We start from the raw sequence: 19,067 nt of genomic DNA, 5'->3' as shown, positions 1-19,067 counted from the left end.
TGATTTTGTCGGACCCGGTGGCTACTGTGCGCGTCATGTCGAGTTTCCCGTCCGCGCCGCAGCCCATCGATGAGGACACCTTCGTCCTGCCCGCCTCCTGGCAGCGTTACCGGGCCGCGCGGCGGGGCACCACCGGGATCGGCCGGTTCACTCCGGCGGCGACGGCCCGCGCCACCATCGACGAGCGGATCACCGAGCGCGGCCCCACCCTCGACAGCGTCCTGGCCGCGCGGACCACCGAGGAGCCGACCCGGCTGGCCGCCCGCGAGTGGCTGGCCGGCGATCCGGAGGCGCGACCGTTCGGTGCCGCCGTCGCCGGGTTCATCCTGGAGTCCTACGGGTCGCACTGGTGGCACGACGCCAGCATGGCCAGCCCGCTCGCCGACGTGTGGATCACCGAGCGAGGCCTGCCGTTCGCTGCGGAGGCCGCGGTCACGCTGATGTCGCTGATCATCGAGGACGACTTCGCTCCGCCGTACCCTCGCTCGACCATGAACGACAAGCCCGGCATCCGGCACCGGCGCCCCGGCGAGGCCAAGTCGAGCTGGGCCGCGGACAGTTCGATGCGGCTCCTGCTGCGGGTCCGGCACGCTCTCGCCGCCACCTCCGACGAGGAGTTCGCGGCGGTCGTCACCGCCCTGGAGCCGTACCGTCAGGCGCACCCCTACACCCGGGCCGCCACGTCCGTGCTCGTCCCCGGCCGACGCGACTGGTTCGAGGAGGACGTCCGGTGGGCGACCGGCACCGCCCACGACGGGTACCTCGCGACCATCCTGCTGACCGCGGCGAGCACACCGGACGACGTGCGGGCGCTGTTCCCGGTGGCCACGGCGTACGCGATGGTCAACTCCCTGCCCCTGCTGACCACCATGCTCGACGGGGTGGGCGCGGCCGCCGCCCCGGCACTGTTCAACTGGCTCGGTGACGCCACCGGCACCGCCGACCCGATGCGGCGCCTGCTCTCCGCACTGGTCCTGCTCCCCGGTGACGAGGTGACCAGCGGGCTGATCGACCGGATCGACGCGAAATACGTGGTGCCCGCCCTGCTGGAGCACGCCGACCGGTTCCCGGCCCGGTCACTGCGGCTGCTCGCCGAGGCGGCCGGCAAGCGGGCCGTGGCCGACTTGCTCCGCGGGCATCTGGTGAAACACGCCGACCTGATCGATCAGGTGCTCCCACGGCTCGGTCCGGAAGCCGCCGATCGGGTCGGGAAACTGGTCGCCGACGCCGGTGCGGTCGCCCCGGCCCCGCTCGCCATGGTGCCACCGGTGCTCGCCTCCCCGCCGTGGCTGCGCGTGCACGAGCGACCCAAACCGGTTGTCATCACCGGCTTGACCTGCACCGACGAGCCCACGGTGGACTGGCTGCCGGGTCAGCGGGAGGACTGGGCCGCGACCCGGATCCCGGAGTACGAGTACGTCGACGAGACCGAAGGGGACCCCGCACAACTACTCCGGGACATCCTCGCCGGCCGGTCGGCGATGCGCCGGGCCCGGGCCGCAGTCTTCTTCCGGGATCAGCCCGACGAGATCGCCCGGCCCGCTCTGGTTACGTGGAAACCTGATCCCGTCGGCTGGTACCTGCGGCCGGTCGCCGCGCGTTTCGAACTGGCGGCACTGCCGACGATCCTCGACGCGGCCCGCCGTGACGCGTCCGACATGGCCCAGACCCTGCTGCCGTTCGCGTCCCCGGCCATCGCCGTGCTGGTGGCGGACTGGCTGGCCCGGCTCAAGTCCATGCAGGCGGAGGCGCTGGAGTGGCTGCTGCGGCACCCGGCCGCGGCGGCCCGCGCTCTCGTCCCACCGGCGCTCGGCAAAGCCGGCAAAGCCCGTAGGCAAGCCGAGACCGCACTGTTCGCGCTGAACACCAACGGGCAGGCGGATGCGGTACGGACGGCCGCCGCCGGTTACGGCGCGGAGGCCGCGGCCGCGATCGAAACCCTGCTCGCCACCGACCCGGCCGCTTTCGACCCGGTCAAGGTCCCGGAGGCGCCGACGTGGGCGGCGCCGGCGCTGCTCCGGCCGGTGATGCTGCGCGACGGGTCGGGCCGGCTGCCGGACGAGGCGGTGACGAACCTGGTCGTCGCTCTGGCGATGTCCCGGCTGGGCGCGCCCTGTCCGGGACTCGACGACGTCGAGGAGAAGTGTGAGCCGGCGAGCCTTGCCGCGTTCACGTGGAGCCTGTTCGCGCAGTGGCAGGCCAGTGGCGCCGACTCGAAACAGATCTGGGCCCTGGACGCGCTCGGGCTGTTCGGTGACGACGACACGGTCCGGAACCTGACCCCGCTGATCATGCTCTGGCCCGGGCAGAGCGCCCATCAACGGGCCGTCACCGGCCTGCACATCCTGGCCGGTATCGGCACCGACGTCGCCCTGATGCACCTGCACCGGGTCGCCCAGCGTGCCAAGTTCGCCGGGCTGAAGTCCGCCGCCCAGGAGCGGTTGCAGGCCGTCGCGGAGAGGCTCGGGCTGACCGCCGAGCAGTTGGCCGACCGGCTGGTGCCGGACTTCGGGCTGGCGGCGGACGGCAGCCTGGTCCTCGACTACGGTCCCCGGCAGTTCACCGTCGGGTTCGACGAGCAGCTCCGGCCGTTCGTCGCTGACGGCACCGGCAAGCGGCTCAAGGCCCTGCCCAAACCCGGTGTGAAGGATGACCAGGTCCTGGCCCCGGCCGCCGCTAAACAGTTCACCGCGCTGAAGAAGGACGTCCGCACGGTCGCGGTCGACCAGGTGCGCAGGCTGGAGCAGGCGATGGTCACCAACCGCCGGTGGTCCGGTGCCGAGTTCCACCGGCTCTTCGTCGAGCATCCGCTGCTCTGGCACATCGTCCGGCGTCTGGTCTGGGTCCGGTTCGACGAGGCGGGGAAGCCGGGCGGCGCGTTCCGGGTCGCCGAGGACCGGTCACTCTCCACCGTGGACGACGACACCACCACGCTGGCCGACGACGCCGTCGTCGGGGTCGCGCACCCGCTGCACCTCGGTGCCGAGGGCGCGGCGTGGGCCGGGGTGTTCGCGGACTACGAGATCCTCCAGCCGTTTCCGCAGCTCGGGCGGCCGGTGCTCACGCTCACCGAGCAGGAGCGCACGGCGAGCACCCTGCCCCGCTTCCACGGGATCACGGTGCCGGCCACCAAGCTGATCGGCCTGGAGCGCAAGGGCTGGCGGCGGGAGACCCCGCAGGACGCGGGTGTGCAGAGCCAGATCGAGTTCACCGTCGAGCCCGGGCGCGAGGTGGTCATCGCCATCAAGCCGGGGATCGCGATCGGCTACCTGGACATGTTCCCCGACCAGGAGGTGACCGAGGTCTTCCTGCACGACGGCACCGGCTCGCGGTGGTGGAACGAGAACAAGCGCGGGCACGTGAACTTCGGCAGCCTGGACCCGGTCACCGCCTCGGAGATCCTGCGGGATCTGACCGATGTGACCGGGTCCTAGGGGAGAACGGCCGGGCTCAGCGGCGGTAAGTGCGCTTCGCGGTGTGCTTGACGTTGCCGGCCCGGTCGTACGCCCGGATCTGCACGGTGAAGCTCTTGCCGTACTTCTTCGGGTTCAGCGTGAAGGCGTAACCGGCCTTGCTGTCGGTGGCCACCACCTTGCCGTTGACCAGCAGCTGGACGCGGCTGACGCCGTACTTGTCGGCGGCCTTGGCGGTGATCTTGATAGTGCCGGAGAGCTTGGCCTTGTTCTTCGGCGCCTTGAGGTACCGCACCGTGGGCGCGGTGTTGTCGACGTAGACCGTCCGCCGCAGGTGGGTGGTGTTGCCGGCCTTGTCCGTCAGGTACCAGTTCAGGACGTGCTTGCCGTCGGCCGCCGCCCGGCTGTTCACCCGCACCGTCCACGGGCTGCGGAAGACGTATCCGCCGGTGCCGGAGTGATCGTCGAGGAAGGCGCCCAGGGTGATCAGGCCGGTCGACTCGCGCAGACCGGTCAGGCCGGCGGTGACGGTGCCTCGCAGGTACGTCGAGGCCGGCGTGCCGGTGGCGACCGGCTTGTCGTTGTCGACGGTGACCGTGCGGGTCTGCTCGGCGACGTTGCCCAGGTTGTCGTAAACCTTGACGGTGATCGTCACCGGTCCGTTCGGGACTGCCGCGTCGAGCGGCAGCTCGGCCGTGCCGGTGCCGCTACTCGCCAGCGTCCGGTCGGTGCGCACCAGCCGGTTGCCGGCCCAGAGCTCGGCCCGCTCGACCCCGGCCGGGTCGCTCGCCTCCACCAGCAGAGGCGCACCGCGGCTGACGACTCCGGTGGTCACCGGGAAGCGGATGGCCACGGTCGGCGCGGACCGGTCCACCCACAGGGCGGCGGTGTTTCTCGTGACGTTGCCGAGGTCGTCGTAGGTCCGGGTGAACAGGCGCACCGAACCCTCCGGCAGGGTGGTGGTGTCCCAGGTGACCGGCCACGGCGCCGCGGTGGCGGTGTCGATGATCGTGTCGCCGACGAGCAGGTCGATCCTCCGGACCGTCGCCGCGTCATTCCGCGGGGTCAGGTTGAACGCCACCGTCCCGGTGAAGCTGTTGCTGCTGCCCTGGTACTGGCTGCTGTTGCCCCAGCTCCGCGGGAAGTCCGCCAGCGGCGCGTAGTTGTCGACCCGCACGATGACCGGATCGCTTGTCGTCTCCGCATCACCGATTCTGACGATCAGCTTCAGCTGGACGTCCTGGTCGGCGATGGCGCTGGTGTCCCAGCGCAGCCGCCATGGTTTCGCGGTGGCGGAGGCCACGATCCCGTTGTTCGCCGACAGGCTGACCCGGGTGACACCGGTGTCGTCGGCGAGAGTGGGCAGCAGCTCGACGGTCTTGTTGATCCGGGTGCCGGGCGCGATCCCGAGATCGACGACGACCCCCGCGGCGGCCTGAGCCGGTGACGCGAGAGTGGCGCTGACGGCAAGAGTGAGGACAGTGGACAGTATTACGGCGCGGTGACGCATGGAGCCCCCCGTACACATTGGTCACTCGCACGCTACTGAGCCGTATCGACGTCCACCAGACCCGTTCGCGGGCCCGGTGGACGTCGATACGGAATTGAAATCAGGCGGCGGGGGCCAGCGCTTCGGGGCTCTCCGGAAAGAGGCCGCCCAGCTCGATGAAGATGTCACCGTTGAAGCGGAAGGCCAACTGAGCCTCGGCGACCAGGGCGGCGGCCTGCTCCTCGGGCAGGTTCAGGGCGTCCAGCTTCGCGCGGTAATCGATCTTGTAAGCGCGAGGGTCCGGGATCTGCTCGAAACGGTAGAACGACGTGCCGGCCTCGCCCAGCCCGTACACCGTCGACAGCTTGCGCCCGATCATCTGTCCGCCGCTGAGGTCGCCCAGGTAGCGGACGTAGTGGTGGGCGATGAAGTGCACCGGCGACGTGGCGGCGAGGTCGCGGAGCCGCTCGGTGTAGGCCTTGGTGGAGGCCAGGACCGTCACGGTCGACTCCCAGTCCGCACCGTAGAGGTGGGCGAGGTCCGCTTCCAGCGCCGGGACCCGGGTGAGGGCCGGGTCGGCGAACTCGGCGGCGAGACCGTCGGCGGCACGCATCCGTTCAGCGGCGCCTTCGAGTTCGCGATAGACCGCCAGGTACTGCGCGGTGAGTGCGGCGAACCCGGGCAGCGGCACCGATCCGCCCATCAGGCGGGAGATGAAGCCGCGGGTCTCGGCCTCACGGTGCTCGACCATGGTGGCCCGGCGAACCCGGGTGGAGAAGTCGGTCATGTCGGCTCGTCCTTCCTGATCATCGAAGCGGTGGTGGGGCACGACGACGATGTCGTTCTGATCATCCTCATGGAGCGGGTGCCGGGTCCAGACCCAGCGGCTCAGTCTTCTGCCGCTTGCGGGACAACCTGCTGCGGACAAATCGGAAGGCAAGGTACAAAAAACCTACTGCGAGCAGGCCGACCAAGGCCCAGGGCCAGGCCCAGACCGTGGTGCCGCGGGTGACCGTGGGGAGATTCTGTTCGAAGTGGGCAGGTTCGACGATGACCTCGGCGCTGAGGCGCACGGTCGGCTGCACTCCGGTGATCTTCTCAGTCACGGTCACCGAGCCGCCGGGCAGCAGCTCGGGGATCTCCATGGTCTCGGTACGGGCCAGCTCCCAGCCGAGAGGGCCGGTGACGCGGACCGCGCCGGTGCCGTTGAGCCGCAGGTTACCGGTGTTGCGGACGAGGTAGCGGACGGTCATCTCGCCACCGTCGGCGGGGTTCGTCGACTGGACGTACTCCAGACGTACGGTATCGATCTTGAGGGTTGGCGCCACCGCCCCGGCGACGGTGAGGTAGACGCGGGCCGCGACCCGGCGGTCCACCAGCACTTTCTGCCCGGTGGCGTCGACTGTCTCCTCAGCGATCGAGGCGATCACCCCGCCCGCGTGGTCACCGGGGGTGGCGTTGACCGGAACGGTGATGGCGAACGGCACGTCGAGGCGGGTGTTGGCCGGGACCGTGAGGTCAGCGGCTCCGAGCGTGATCCACGAGCCCACGTCAGTCGGGCTTTGCGCGGCCGGGAGCAGCGCGAACGACCCGTCGTCGGTGTTGTAGGCGTCGGTTCCGTAGACCGTGAAGGTCAGCGGCCGGGTGGTCAGGTTGGTGATGCCGACGTAATCGGTGAGCCGCTCCCCGGGAGCCGCCCGCCGGATGATGAAGTCACGTCCGTCCGGGCCCTTCGCGCTCGACGGCTGGACCGACCAGCGCACGTCGGAGCTCTTCGGGGCGGCCTGTGCCGGGACCGGTATCAGGATCAGCAGAAGAACCGCGGCCAGGAGGCCTCGGACGGTCATGTCGCTCCTTACGATGGGGCGGGCCGGCCGGGAAATGTTGCGGATTTCCCGGCCGGTTCCTAAGCCCCGCGAGTGATCAGGCGAGCGTCAGAGTGAGAACCGCGCTGTACTCACCCGCTGCGCTGGACTCGGGGATACCGAGGTTGAGGGCCGCGCCGCAGGTCGCGCTGCCGAGGCTGCTACCGGTCTCGGCGCTGCACAGGGTGCGGCTGGTGCCGAGGCCGGAGCCCGGAGCGACAGCGCCGCCCGGGGTGACCGCGTTCTGGACGCCGTTCGCCGCGACCAGGGTGGTGCCGGCGACCTGAGCGGCCGGGGTCCAGCCGAGGTTGGCGGCCGGGATGCTGCCGCCACCGGTCGAGGTGAAGTCGGTCACCTGGCCGACCAGGTCCCAGCCGGAGTTGGTGCCCCGAAGGTCGCTGACCGTGACCGCGTTGAGGGATCCCGCCGCGGTCTGGCCCGGCGTCGCCGCCGAGAGCGACACGGCGGTGCCGGCCGACGTCAGGGTCAGCGCACCACCGGCGACGGCCGCCTTGATGGTCTGCGCGGCCGGTCCGTTGCCGGTTCCCGGGTCCGTCGGGTCCGTCGGATCGGTGGGATCCGTCGGGTCGGTGGGGTCGGTCGGGTCCGTGGGGTCGGTCGGCTCGGTGACCGACGCCGAGGCCGACGCGGTGACCGGGTCCAGCGCGGTGCCGGCCGAGTAGAAGCCGGCGAACGCCGAGGCGCCCGACGAGGTGAGGGTCGCGGCGAGCGAGTCGAACGAGATGTCCCCGCCCGTCACGGTCGGCGCGGTGGTGACCAGGGTGGCGATCTCGGCCTGGTCGAGGTGCTGGTTGGTGGTGCCACCGTTGGCGACCAGGTCCACGTCGGCCTTGAGCGAGCCGGTGCCGTCGCCGTCCACGACCACTGTCGGGTTGGCCACGGTGATCTCGAACATGTGCGCCGGGTACGAGAAGACGACCGTGCCGCCGTAGCTGACAGTTGCGGTGCCAGCTGCGGCGTCGTAGGTGCCTCCCGTCGCCGGGAAGTCGAACGTGCCATCGGTGTTGCGGGTGGCTCCGTTCAGGGTGGCGATCGGCGGGGTGCCGTTGCCGGTACCGACGTACGCCCGGAACGAGGCCTTGAAACCCCAGTCCAGGCTGCCGCCGGCGACGGTGACCGCGGCGGCCTGCGCCGGTGTGATGCCGAACAGCGCGGTGGAGGCGCCGAGGGCGATGGCGCTCGCGAACAGTGCGGTGCGGTGCGAGCCCTTGAGTTTGCCCACGCTTGTTCCTTCCATGAGGTCCGAAGAGGGCGGTGACCCACGAGTGCGGGTTCGGTTAGGGTAGCCTCACCTAATTCCCGGGATCAATCAAGGTCGTAGCGGAAGCGTGTGAGATGGAGGACTCGGTGCGCATCGGGTCACGGGCGGCGGCCGCCGCCTTGGCACTGCTGGTCATCACCATGACGGGGTCGCCGGCGTCCGCCGCGAAACGCCTCACGGCCTCCAAGACCAAAAAACTCGACCGGAGTGGCGAGACCGTCACGGTGACCGGCCGCGGGTACGACGAGACCAAAGGCATCTACGTCGCGTTCTGCCTGGACAACGGGGCCGGCGTGCTCCCGTCGCCGTGCGGTGGCGGGCAGGACATGTCGGGCAGTTCCGGAGCGTCGGTGTGGATCTCCTCCAATCCACCGTCCTATGCGGAAGGCCTCACCAAGCCGTACGGCAAGAACGGCTCCTTCACGGTTTCGATCCGGGTCAGCCAGATGATCGGGGAGATCGACTGCGCCGTCCGGGCATGCGCGATCGTCACCCGCAACGACCACACCCGCACCGGTGACCGCTCCCAGGACGTGCGCATCCCGGTCCGATTCGCCGCGCCGTCCACAGTGACCAACCCGACGCCGGCTCCGGGCACCACGCGGACCGCCACCACGGGCAGCGGCACGAAAACCACCGCGAGCGGCAAGGCCAGTGCGGTCGGGCCGCCGACCGGCAAGCTCGCCACCGCCGTCCCGCCGACCGTCGCCACCGTGGCCGCCCTGGAAGCGGCCGAACCCACCCTGAACCGCACCAGCAGCGCCACCCCACTCGGCCACTGGTGGTCCATCGGTGGCGCGTTCCTGGTCGGCATCCTCGCCGCCGGTGTTCTCGGGCGGATCCGCCGGCCGAAGACGAAGCAGGAGAAGGCATGATCCGCCGTACGACAGTCCTCGCGCTCGCCGCGTTCCTGCTGCTCACCAGCGGTTGCACCACGGTCAGTGAGGTCGGCCCGGAGGACGGCACGGCTCTCGCCGCGAACTGTGGCGCCACGACGGCGAAACTGACCGAGGAAGACGTCGACCCACTCGACCCGAAACCCGTCCCCCGGCTGCCGGTCACCGTGAAATCCGCCGACGGCCGCGACGTCACGGTGAAGTCGGCCGACCGGATCCTGGCCGTCAACCTCTACGGCTCGCTGGCCGAGATCGTCTTCAGCCTCGGCCTCGGTGACCGGGTGATCGGCCGGGACACCTCGACGGCGTTCCCGGCGGCGGCGAAACTCCCGCTGGTCACGCCGCAAGGCCACGGCCTGTCGGCGGAGGCGATCCTCAAGCTGAACCCGACCGTGCTGATCGCCGACGACAGTATCGGCCCGGCCACCGTGCTCAAACAGATCCGGGACTCCGGCATCCCGGTCGTCATCGTCGACGACGAGCAGACCCTGGAGGCGATCCCGGCGCACATCCGCGCGGTCGCCGGTGCGCTCGGTGTCACCGAGGCCGGGGAACGGCTGGTCACCCGCGTGCAGTCGGAGATCGACACGGCCCGGAAGTCAGCGCCGAAAGACGGCACGCCGCCGCGGATCGTGTTCCTCTACGTGCGGGGTACGGCCGGGGTCTACCTGATCGGTGGCGAGGGGGCCGGCTCCGACGCGATGATCGAGGCGATCGGCGCCGTCGACGCGGGCAGCGCGGCCGGCCTGAAGAAGTTCCGGCCACTGACCAGCGAAGGCCTGATCAACGCGGCACCGGACGTGATCCTGGTGATGACCGAGGGACTCAACTCGGTCGGCGGAGTGGACGGGCTGCTCGAACTGCCCGGCGTCGCGCAGACTCCGGCCGGAGTGAACAACCGGATCGTCGACATGGAGGACGGCGTGCTGCTCAACTTCGGGGCGCGCACCGGCAAAGCCGTGGAAGCGCTGGCCGGGGCGGTCTACGCGACGTGCCAGTGAGGACCACCGTGGACCCCGCGGATGCGACCGCTGCGGACAGGACGCCGCGGGACACGTACCGGAAAACTGGTTTGATCGTGGGTCTGGCCACCGCTCTCACGGTGATCTGCCTGGTCGCGGCCGGGAAAGGGCAGGTGCCGATCTCGCCGGCCGAGGTCGCCGGGTCGGTGCTGCACCGGCTCGGGCTGAACATCGGGCCACTGCCGTCGGCGGTGCAGGGCGAGAACGCGCTGTGGCTGGTCCGGTTCCCGCGGGTGGCGCTCGCGGTGATCGTCGGCGCGGCCCTGGGCTGCGCCGGAGCGCTGATGCAGGGCGTGTTCGGCAACCCGCTGGCCGAACCGGGCGTAGTGGGGGTCTCGGCCGGGGCCGCGGTCGGTGCGGCGGCGGCGATCGTCACCGGAATCACCGTCGCCGGGATCTGGACCACCGCGGCAGCTGCCTTCCTCGGCGGCATCGTGACCACCCTGGTCGTCTACGCGATGTCCCGCTCGCAGGGCCGCACCGAGGTCGTCACCCTGGTCCTGACCGGGGTGGCGGTGAACGCGACGGCCGGCGCCCTGCTCGGCCTGCTGATGTTCATGACCGATGACGACGGGGTTCGGGCGATCGCGTTCTGGCAGCTCGGCAGCCTCGCGCAAGCTACCTGGGGCGCGGTCGCGGTGGCCGGGCCGTGCGCGGCCGCCGGACTGATCGTGTCCGGGTTCATCGCCCGCCGCATCGACCTCCTGGCCCTCGGCGAACGCCCGGCCCGGCACCTTGGCGTCGACACCGAACGGCTGCGGATCATCGCGATCGTGGTGACGGCGCTGCTCACCGCATCGGCGGTGGCCTTCACCGGAATCATCAGCTTCGTCGGCCTGGTGGTGCCGCACCTGATCCGGATGGCCGCCGGGCCGGGGCACCGGATTCTGATCCCGGCGAGCGCGCTGGGCGGGGCGGTGGTCGTGGTGACCGGGGATCTGATCGCCCGGACTGCGATCGAGTACCAGGAACTGCCGCTGGGGGTGCTGACCGCGGTGGTCGGCGGGCCGGCGTTCTTCTGGCTGCTGCGGCGGACCCGGTCACGGGCAGGAGGCTGGGGATGAGGGCCGTCTCTGTCTCGGTGAGCCTCGGCGGACGCCGGGTGGTCGACGACGTCGATCTGCATGTCGGTCCGGGTGAGGTCGTCGCCCTGGTCGGCCCGAACGGGGCCGGCAAGTCCAGCCTGCTCGCCGCGCTCGCCGGGGACCTCTCCTGCACTGGCGAGATAGAGATCGGCGATCGTTCGCTGTCCGCGTGGAAACCGGTGGAACTGGCCCGGCGCCGTGCGGTGCTGCCACAGAAGGCCGCGCTGTCGTTTCCGTTCACGGTCGGTGAGGTGGTCCGGATGGGCCGGGCGCCGTGGCACGGGCGGCCGGAGAGCGCCGACGACGAGGACGCGGTGGTCGAGGCGATGCGGCTGACCGAGACGGCCGGGTTCGCGGCCCGGCCGTTCCCGGAACTGTCCGGGGGTGAGCAGGCGCGGGTGGCGCTGGCCCGGGTGCTGGCCCAGCGCACCCCGGTGCTGTTGCTGGACGAGCCGACCGCGGCCCTGGACCTGCGACATCAGGAGCTGGTGCTGCGGACGGTCCGGGAACGATCAGTCGCGGGTGTGGCGGTCGTGGTGGTGCTGCACGATCTGGGGCTGGCCGCGGCGTACGCCGATCGGGCCTATGTCCTGGCGGCCGGCCGGGTTCGCGCTGTCGGGCCGCCCCGGGAAGTGTTCACCGCTGAACTGCTCGGGGACGTGTATCAGCACGAGGTGGAAGTTTTCGATCATCCGCGGACCGGTGCGCCGATGGTAGTACCGAGGCGCTGAACGTGACCCCGTCGAGGGTCTCGGCCCAGCGCCTGGCGCACGCGATCCGGGCCGGGTCGTCGTCACCGGCGGTCACCACGATCCGGTCGGTGAGGACGATCAGCCAGCCCGGGTGGTGGTCACCGAGCGGAGTCGGGACGGCGAAGTCGCCGGGCAGTCGCGCGTAGACCAGGATGTCGTCGCGGGCCTCCAACTCGCGGGCGAACGCCGAACCGGTGCCGAGGTGGTCGTAGACGTGTTTGGCGAGCCGGGGCCCGGCCCGGCTGACGTCGAGTCGTGGGGACCGGCCGCCGAAGATCTCGTGCTGCCCGTCGATCACCTGGTAGCTGACGCTCTCCGTGATCAAGCCGGACTTCTCTTGGTTGATCAGCTCGGCGGTGGCGATGATGAAGTGATCGGGGTTTGCTCGGTAGAGCGCGAAGGTGGCCGTGCGGAGCCGGGTCAGGATCGTGCCGACGGTGCGGCGGGTGAGCCGGGTGCGGTCGGCGATCGCTCCGACGAGGTCAACAGCTTCACCCGACTTGTACGGAAATATCGCTACATGTTGGTTTGACTGCACCACATGCTGCGCCGACTCCACCGACAGCCGAGCATCCGCCGCCTCGACACAACGCCTGATCAGCAGGCTGGAGTCGAACTCGACTCGGTACACGACCCGGGGACTGATCCGGGACAGGGCGTCTTGAAAATCGTACCGGCGGAAATTGGCATTTAAAGAGATTTTGGTGAGCTGTCGGCCGTCGATCACCTCGCCGGTCCAGGACTCCCGTTGCAGCCCGGCGACAAATGCCGCATAAGACTCGTCAGTGACCACTGTCAGTTCGTTGATCTCGTGCACGGTGGCCGGATCGTCAAGCCGTTGACCGTCCTGAGCTACGGCTAGCCGTAGCCCACGACCGATTTCCTGACGCCGCGAGACACCACCCTCGCCGCTTTTGAGGATACCGATCACGAAAACATTCGGATTGTCCCAGCCCTCCCGGAGCGCCGAGTGCGAGAAGACAAAACGGACCGGCTCGGATAGCGACAACAGCCGCTCCCGATCCCGCAGAATCAGGTCATAAGCATCCACATCGGAGGCGCGCCCGTCGACCTGCCGCCCGGTCCTCCGGTCGACCGCAAAATAGCCCTGATGGGTCCGCTCGACCGGAATCGAGGCGAGATACCGGCGATACGGCCCGTCCGGCTCGCCCGAGGTCAGCGCGGCGTATTCAGCGGCGAACATCCGGGCGTACTCACCGAGTTGGTCGGCACGACGGTAATCGCGATACTTCACCACCTGATCGATGAAGAACAGCGACAGCACTTTGACACCCCGGCCGTGCAGTTCCCTCTCTTTCTCCAGGTGGGCACGGATCACCTCCCGGATCTGCAGCCGCCGTTTCGCCGGCCCGGCCACTCCGTCGACTCCGATCACCGCGATCCGTTTGACCAGCTTCTCGCGGTAGGCCTCAGCGGCGTCCAGCCGGTGCACCAGATCGTGCCGGACCCGGTGGGTGGCCGAATAGCGCAGCACCAGCAGCGGCCCGAACCGGCTCAGCGACTCCAGCGAACGGGCCGAGCCGATCCGCTGCGGTTCGTCGATCACGACAACCGGACGGGCCGCGCTGATCACGTCGATCGGGCGGCGCGACTGGAAGCCGTCGAGTTCCTCGTAGATGCGGCGGTTCTCGCGGGAGGCCGAGTTGAACGCCTGCAAGTTGATGATCATGACTTGGACGCCGGCACCGGAGCGGAACCGGTCCAGTTCGTGCAGAGCCGACGAGTCATAGGCGAAACAGCGGGGCCGCGTGCCGTACAGCTGCTGAAAATGATCAGCAGTCACCGCGAACGTCTTCAGCACTCCCTCCCGGATCGCCACCCCCGGCACCACCACGATGAACCGGGACCAGCCGTACCGCCGGTGCAGTTCCATGATCGTCCGGATGTAGACGTAGGTCTTGCCGGTGCCGGTTTCCATCTCGACATCCAGGTTCGGGACGTCGCCGCCGGCCAGAGCCTCGGAGAGCGGCAGCCCGGCCCGGTCCTGCACCGCCCGCACGTTGGCCAGCAGCCGCCCCTCGCCCAGTGCGATCGGCGCGTTCCGAACACCCCCCGGATACCGGGGCTGACCAGCGAAACAGTCCACCACCGCGGCCACCGCCTCGGTCTGGAACTCCTGCACCTTGAACCGCAGCCGCACCGTTCAGACGGCTCTCACGTCGGTACCCGGCGACAACTCGGCGAAGATCTGCTCGGCGTTGATGCGGGCCGCGTCACCGGCGAACGCCGAGTCCCGGAAGACCGCCCGGACCGGCCGCCGTCCGGCGATCGCCCGCACCACGTCCGGGTCGATCCGCTCCTCGAAACAGGCGACCAGATCGTCCGCGCCGACAACAAGGCAGCCGTCTGTGCGGGAGATCGGCAGGCCCGGGTCGAGACCGGATCTGATCAGCACCTCGAACAGCAGGTCCTCGGCGGTCCGGTCCGCTTTGACCAGGTCCGCGTGCTCGGCCACGGCGTCCTGGGCGAGGTCGTCCGGCACTGTCCGTATCTCGGCGAAGTTCGACGAATCCCAACGGAGGACCCGGAAGCCAGCCCCCGAGCCCATCTCGGCCACCACGTTGCGGACCCGGGTCAGCCCGATCTCGAAGATCGACGACAGGCCGCTCTCGGCCACCGGCAGAGGCTCCGGGATCTGCACGCTGATGAACCGTCGGTTGCCGCCGTCGGCCCGGTTCTGCGCGAGAACGGCGTGCGCGGTGGTCGCGCTGCCGCCGAAGAAGTCCAGCACGATGTCACCGTCATCGGGCCGCCCGGCGAGCTGAAGGACACGCTGCACCAACTCGACCGGTTTGACGGAGTTCAGGACGTTGGCGGTGTGCTCGAACGGGACGTACCGCAGCAGCGTGCGCTTCGCGTCCTGAGTGTGGCCGACCTCGTCATAGGGCCAGAGCGTCTGCGGGGTGCGGCCGGCCGACACCTCGGACAAAAAGCGTTTCACTGCCGGCACGTTGTCGCCACCGGCGCCCCACCAAATGCGATCGTCGTCGTTCAGCTCGTCGAAACGCTGCCGGGAGACACGCCAGTAACTGCCGCGCGGCGGCCCGTCGATGACCCGCCCGGACGGCGTGGTGATCGGGTAGACACCGGCGTCATAACGGTTGCGGGCCGACATGTTCTCGGCTTTCCACGGGCCACGCGGGTCACCGTCCGGATTCCGGTATCGCGCTTCCATCGCCTCCGTGCGGGCCAGCGGACGCGGCTGCCAGCGCTCCCGATTCCGGGCGAAGACAACGATGTAGTCGTGATCCTCGGAGAACCAGCGGGCCGAATTCTTCGGGGCGTACACCTTCTGCCAGATGATCTGGGCCACGAAGTTCTGCTCGCCGAAGATCTCCGCGCAGATCTTACGCAGATTGTCGACCTCGTGATCGTCGATCGAAACGAAGACGACCCCGTCGTCGGTGAGCAGATCCCGGGCCAGAGCGAGCCTCGGATACATCATGCTCAGCCACCGGGAATGGAACCGCCCGCCCGACTCCGGATTGGCGACCCCGTCCACCTGACCCGACCCGGCCAGATAGCCCGCGCGGGTCTGCGAGAAGTCGTCGTCATAGATGAAATCGTTGCCGGTGTTATAAGGCGGATCGATGTAGATCACCTTGATCCGCCCGAGAAACGGCTCCTGGAGAAGCTTCAGCACATCGAGGTTGTCGCCCTCGATGAACAGATTTCCGGTGCCGTCGAAATCCACCGACTCGGCCCGCGACGGCCGTAGAGTCCCGGTCGCCGGCTCGCGCGCCGCCCGCTGCGCCATCCGCCGGCCCGGCCAGTCCAACCGGTAACGCTCCGGCGCGCCGTCGGCCACATACCCGTCAAGATGCTCTCTGAGCAGGTCGAAGTCGATGGCCCGGGTCAGATTGCCGGCCGCGTCGGTCACCTCGGTGACGACTAGGGGGAACAGGTCGGCGAGCCGGTCGACATCGCGCGACGCCGGGTCGGTGGCGCTCGGCAGCTTCTCCACGGGCCGTCCTCGGTTTCCACGGAACCCGTACCCTACCCGGCAAAAGCACCTTTCCTACCACGGAAATACCATAAAAACATTTTTCGGTACGCTCGGGAACAGCCCCGCATCGTCCCCGCGAGGGCGGTGCGGCCCGAGGCCGAAACGCGACCGCCGGGCCGAATGCGGTGGCCCGGCGGAAGCGCTGCTCCGGCTCACTTCAGGACGATCACGCCCCGGGCCGCGTTGTTGAACGGAGCGGCCGGTAGGCCACCCTGCGGCGCCAGCGACATCTCGGTGCCGTTCTTGAAGGTCCGTACCCAGCCGGCTTTGCTGCAGTTGAACTTGGCGCAGAGCACGACACCCGGCTTGGTCGGCGAGCCGCCGCTCGCTATGAACGACGAGATCCGCCGCGACCAGGTCCCCCCGTTCGGGTGTTGAACAGCGGCCAGGTCGTGCGGGCCACCCACACCGACCGAGAAGGACGGGCCGGAGTAGTTGCTCTGGTCGAAGAAGCTCACGAAATCCGACATCTCCGCCGACTGAGCCACCCGGGCGAACGAGTAGTACGGACCTTCCTCCTCCTCCGGCGGATAGGTCGTCTCTTCCTCTCCAGTCGGGTAGGTCGGCTCCTCTTCCTCCGGCGGATAGGTCGTCTCTTCCTCACCGGTCGGGTAGGTCTGCTCCTCCGGCTCCGGCGGATAGGTCGGGTCCACTTCCGGCGGATAGGTCGGGTCTACCTCCGGCGGATAGGTCGGGTAGCCGCCGCCGGAGACGCTGAGCGATTGGCCGTTGGAACTGATCGCCACCCCGTAACTCCGCAGCACCTGCACGTACTGGCTGAAGTCGTCGTAGCCCTGCACCTCACCGCCCGGACCGTCCACGATGTAGATCGGCGTGTTCTCGGTGATCTGGGACAGGTAGACACAACTGTCGTTCACCGGAATGCAGTCGGACGGCTGACCAGCCGCCTCCGGCATTCCTAGAGCCGGTCCGGCCTGCATTCCGGCGAACATCGTCGCAGCGGCGAGGACTGCCATCGTTCGTTTCACAGCACACCTTCAAAGGTTCCTGGACAGCGCTCATCGGACCGGCCCGAAAAGGACAAGCCTGAAGATTCACTGAAAGTAATCGGATTGCCACTTCTCGTGGTCAAATCTCAGTGTAGGGGCCCGGCCCGCAACCACGGATCAATCGGCAAATTAGCTCTCAACCGTCTCAAACATCAGAGTTCTTCGCTCACGGACGACCTTCTCGGGCCACCCTGATGAATCGACGGAATCCTCGTTCCAGGAACCCGAAGGGTCTGCTCTCCAGCGTGCTGGCCGTCACCTACCGCTGGTCCTTGAACGCGCGAAGCGGCCCGGCATCATGCTGGGCCGCTGTACGGCGTCGGTGCTCAGTGGGGTCGCTCAGTCGGCAGAATTCAGTCTGCGCTGGTGTTCCTCGTTCTGGCGGAGGGCTTCTTCGAGCTGATCCTCAAGGATGATGATGCGGCAGGCCGCTTCCAGGGCGATGCCCTCGTCGACCATCTCCCGCGCTCGTGCGGCTAGACGCAACTGGTACTTCGAGTAGCGCCGGTGACCGCCGCCGGAACGGATCGGGACTATCAGTTTCGCTTCGCCGAGCCGCCGCAGGAAGTCCTGCGATGCGCCAGTGATCTCCGCGGCGCGGCCCATCGTGTAGGCAGGATAGTCGTCGTCTCCGAACATATCGTCGGATTGGGCCATATAGTTACCTCCATGCACGAGGGCCCCGGCGCGCAAGCGCCGGGGCCCAGGGTTACGGGTTGAAAACACCATCTACTCGTATCCGCACTTGCCGCCATCGGCGGCCTGAGTGCGAGGATCGCGTAAGCGTGACCGGAGACCACCTCTCGTTCGATGGAAACTGCGGTGTCCGCACCGGACTCCAACTGCGTCCCGGCGGCGGGCGATCCAACGGTGTCCAGCCCTCCCTTTCCTCTGCTTCTAACCACAACTGACGTGCTACCAGCCGGTGTCGGAACCCCACGCGACTTCATGGCCCCCACACGTGCGACTGATCTGCCCTGACCTGGAATTACGTCAAGGTCTTGACTAACTGAACCACTGCGGGCGGTGACGTGTCTCCACCGCGGAACCGAGCGAGCCACGAAACTCCGGGCCCTGCTTGACGCTCGGTCGCCTTCGTCTGCGTTTTCGACGATCTCTCTTGGCTACGAGAGAAACCGTAACCCCTCCTGGGAAGAAAATCTAGTCAACACGCCATAGTTTTTATCGCCGCTGGGGCAGGCTTCTCGGGGCCGAGCCGGAGAAGGCCGCAAACGACGTATGGCCGGGCTGATCAGCCCGGCCATACGTCAGAGGTTCGAGAATCAGCCGCTACGGCGGTTGCCGTACTGGCGCGGGCTCTGAACGTTGCCAGACTGCAGCTGGCGCGGGCCACCAGCGCCCACGGCCTGGGCGGACGCCTTACCCTTGGCTCGGCGTGCGGCCCGGTTGGCGAACGGCTCGGGCGTCTCCTCGGTCTCGGTCTCGGGCTCTGATCCGGTATCCGCGGTCGGGTCGGTCATCGATTTCTCCTTGTGCTGTTCAAGACCGGGCGAAGACACCGCCGGCCCCGAAGCGCGACTTCCGCGATACGCCGACGGTAGCGCAGAGACCACACTCATCAGACACACAACTCGCACCCGGACGCGGGCGTTGACGGGGCCGTCAGGAATGGGACCGGCACAGCGCCATCCCGGCGCGGAGGAGCGCGCCCAACGCATAACCGAGCAGCAGCACGCCGACACCGGCACCGACCACCTCGCCCGGCATCACCGACGAGACCAGGCCGGCGATCAGGCCGGCCAGGGCGGCCAGGCAGACGAGCACGGCCAGGACCTTCAGCGCCGGATCCGTCAGCACCGGCGCGAGCGGCCAGAAGTGCACACCGACCACGAAGGCGGCCAGCACCGGGATGTACTCGCCCCGGTGCGTGACGGCCAGCAACATCGCACCGAATCCGGCGGCCGCCAGCTCGGCCGCGAAGATCACCAGATACTTCCGGTCCGCGACGGTGTCCCGAGGGAACGGACCGTCGGCGCGGGAGCGGATCACCAGCGCGCCGCCGGCACCCGCGGTGAGCAGGGCGACGATGCTGCCGGCGACCAGGAACGGCCCCAGCTGCGGGTCGGTCTCCGGCACGCTCAGCCAGAGCGCCGCGAAGATTCCCAGGTACAGCGCCGTCAACCCGGACCGCTGCCGAGCAGCCGCCGATGCCGCCACCTGAGCCTCCCCTTCCACAGCCTGAATGTGACCGCCGGTGGGCGGGCC

The 19,067-nt window shown here is 68.9% G+C and carries 15 protein-coding genes; 5 read left to right on the top strand and 10 right to left on the bottom strand.

Features of this window, described 5'->3' with window-relative positions:
* Positions 1-35: 35 nt before the first annotated feature.
* On the top strand, positions 36-3,434 hold the full coding sequence (locus BLU81_RS35255; protein WP_092551325.1) for a DUF4132 domain-containing protein: 3,399 nt from the start codon (positions 36-38) through the stop codon (positions 3,432-3,434).
* Positions 3,435-3,450: 16 nt separating this feature from the next.
* On the opposite strand, the gene BLU81_RS35250 is transcribed toward BLU81_RS35255, so the two are convergent.
* The 4 genes from BLU81_RS35250 to BLU81_RS35235 form a co-directional block, all read right to left on the bottom strand.
* Positions 3,451-4,923: an Ig-like domain-containing protein gene (locus tag BLU81_RS35250; protein ID WP_092551322.1), complete on the bottom strand. Its 1,473-nt coding sequence runs from the start codon at positions 4,921-4,923 to the stop codon at positions 3,451-3,453.
* Between the two features lie 100 nt (positions 4,924-5,023).
* Positions 5,024-5,689, bottom strand: a complete 666-nt coding sequence (locus BLU81_RS35245; protein WP_092551319.1) for a biliverdin-producing heme oxygenase — start codon at positions 5,687-5,689, stop codon at positions 5,024-5,026.
* 67 nt (positions 5,690-5,756) lie between these two features.
* Entirely contained in the window at positions 5,757-6,749 is a 993-nt protein-coding gene (locus BLU81_RS35240; RefSeq protein ID WP_092551316.1) for a WxL protein peptidoglycan domain-containing protein, read from the bottom strand.
* Between the two features lie 76 nt (positions 6,750-6,825).
* The gene (locus BLU81_RS35235) at positions 6,826-8,010 is read right to left on the bottom strand and encodes an HtaA domain-containing protein (protein ID WP_231953651.1); all 1,185 of its coding nucleotides are present in this window, start codon (positions 8,008-8,010) and stop codon (positions 6,826-6,828) included.
* 125 nt (positions 8,011-8,135) lie between these two features.
* Between BLU81_RS35235 and BLU81_RS35230 the strand changes: the two genes are divergently transcribed.
* The 4 genes from BLU81_RS35230 (at position 8,136) to BLU81_RS35215 (ending at position 11,783) form a co-directional block, all read left to right on the top strand.
* Positions 8,136-8,924, top strand: a complete 789-nt coding sequence (locus tag BLU81_RS35230; RefSeq protein ID WP_157751948.1) for a hypothetical protein — start codon at positions 8,136-8,138, stop codon at positions 8,922-8,924.
* Positions 8,921-9,946 (top strand): heme/hemin ABC transporter substrate-binding protein, encoded by a 1,026-nt coding sequence (locus BLU81_RS35225; RefSeq protein ID WP_092551307.1) that lies wholly within the window; start codon positions 8,921-8,923, stop codon positions 9,944-9,946. Before BLU81_RS35230 ends, BLU81_RS35225 begins: the two co-directional genes overlap by 4 nt.
* 77 nt (positions 9,947-10,023) lie before the next feature.
* On the top strand, positions 10,024-11,031 hold the full coding sequence (locus tag BLU81_RS35220; RefSeq protein WP_231953650.1) for a FecCD family ABC transporter permease: 1,008 nt from the start codon (positions 10,024-10,026) through the stop codon (positions 11,029-11,031).
* A complete protein-coding gene (locus BLU81_RS35215; RefSeq protein ID WP_092551301.1) occupies positions 11,028-11,783 on the top strand; it encodes a heme ABC transporter ATP-binding protein in 756 nt (251 codons plus the stop codon). Before BLU81_RS35220 ends, BLU81_RS35215 begins: the two co-directional genes overlap by 4 nt.
* On the opposite strand, the gene BLU81_RS35210 is transcribed toward BLU81_RS35215, so the two are convergent.
* The 6 genes from BLU81_RS35210 to BLU81_RS35185 form a co-directional block, all read right to left on the bottom strand.
* Entirely contained in the window at positions 11,689-13,965 is a 2,277-nt protein-coding gene (locus BLU81_RS35210) for a DEAD/DEAH box helicase family protein (RefSeq protein WP_092551298.1), read from the bottom strand. The genes BLU81_RS35215 and BLU81_RS35210 overlap by 95 nt on opposite strands.
* 3 nt (positions 13,966-13,968) lie before the next feature.
* Entirely contained in the window at positions 13,969-15,789 is a 1,821-nt protein-coding gene (locus BLU81_RS35205) for a site-specific DNA-methyltransferase (RefSeq protein WP_092551295.1), read from the bottom strand.
* Positions 15,790-15,983: 194 nt separating this feature from the next.
* Complete coding sequence (locus BLU81_RS35200) at positions 15,984-16,820, bottom strand: hypothetical protein (protein WP_157751947.1); 837 nt, start codon at positions 16,818-16,820, stop codon at positions 15,984-15,986.
* A gap of 360 nt (positions 16,821-17,180) precedes the next feature.
* Positions 17,181-17,498, bottom strand: coding sequence for a MerR family transcriptional regulator (locus tag BLU81_RS35195; protein ID WP_092551289.1), 318 nt, complete (start codon positions 17,496-17,498; stop codon positions 17,181-17,183).
* A gap of 626 nt (positions 17,499-18,124) precedes the next feature.
* Positions 18,125-18,322 (bottom strand): hypothetical protein, encoded by a 198-nt coding sequence (locus BLU81_RS35190; protein WP_092551286.1) that lies wholly within the window; start codon positions 18,320-18,322, stop codon positions 18,125-18,127.
* A gap of 142 nt (positions 18,323-18,464) precedes the next feature.
* Positions 18,465-19,037 carry a hypothetical protein gene (locus BLU81_RS35185; RefSeq protein ID WP_157751946.1) on the bottom strand — a complete coding sequence of 191 codons (573 nt, stop codon included), beginning with the start codon at positions 19,035-19,037 and terminating at the stop codon, positions 18,465-18,467.
* Between the last annotated feature and the right edge of the window lie 30 nt (positions 19,038-19,067).

Source organism: Actinoplanes derwentensis (assembly GCF_900104725.1).
GTDB lineage: Bacteria > Actinomycetota > Actinomycetes > Mycobacteriales > Micromonosporaceae > Actinoplanes > Actinoplanes derwentensis.
The sequence above is the reverse complement of the archived record's forward strand: the minus strand, read 5'-3'. Positions and strand labels throughout refer to the sequence as shown.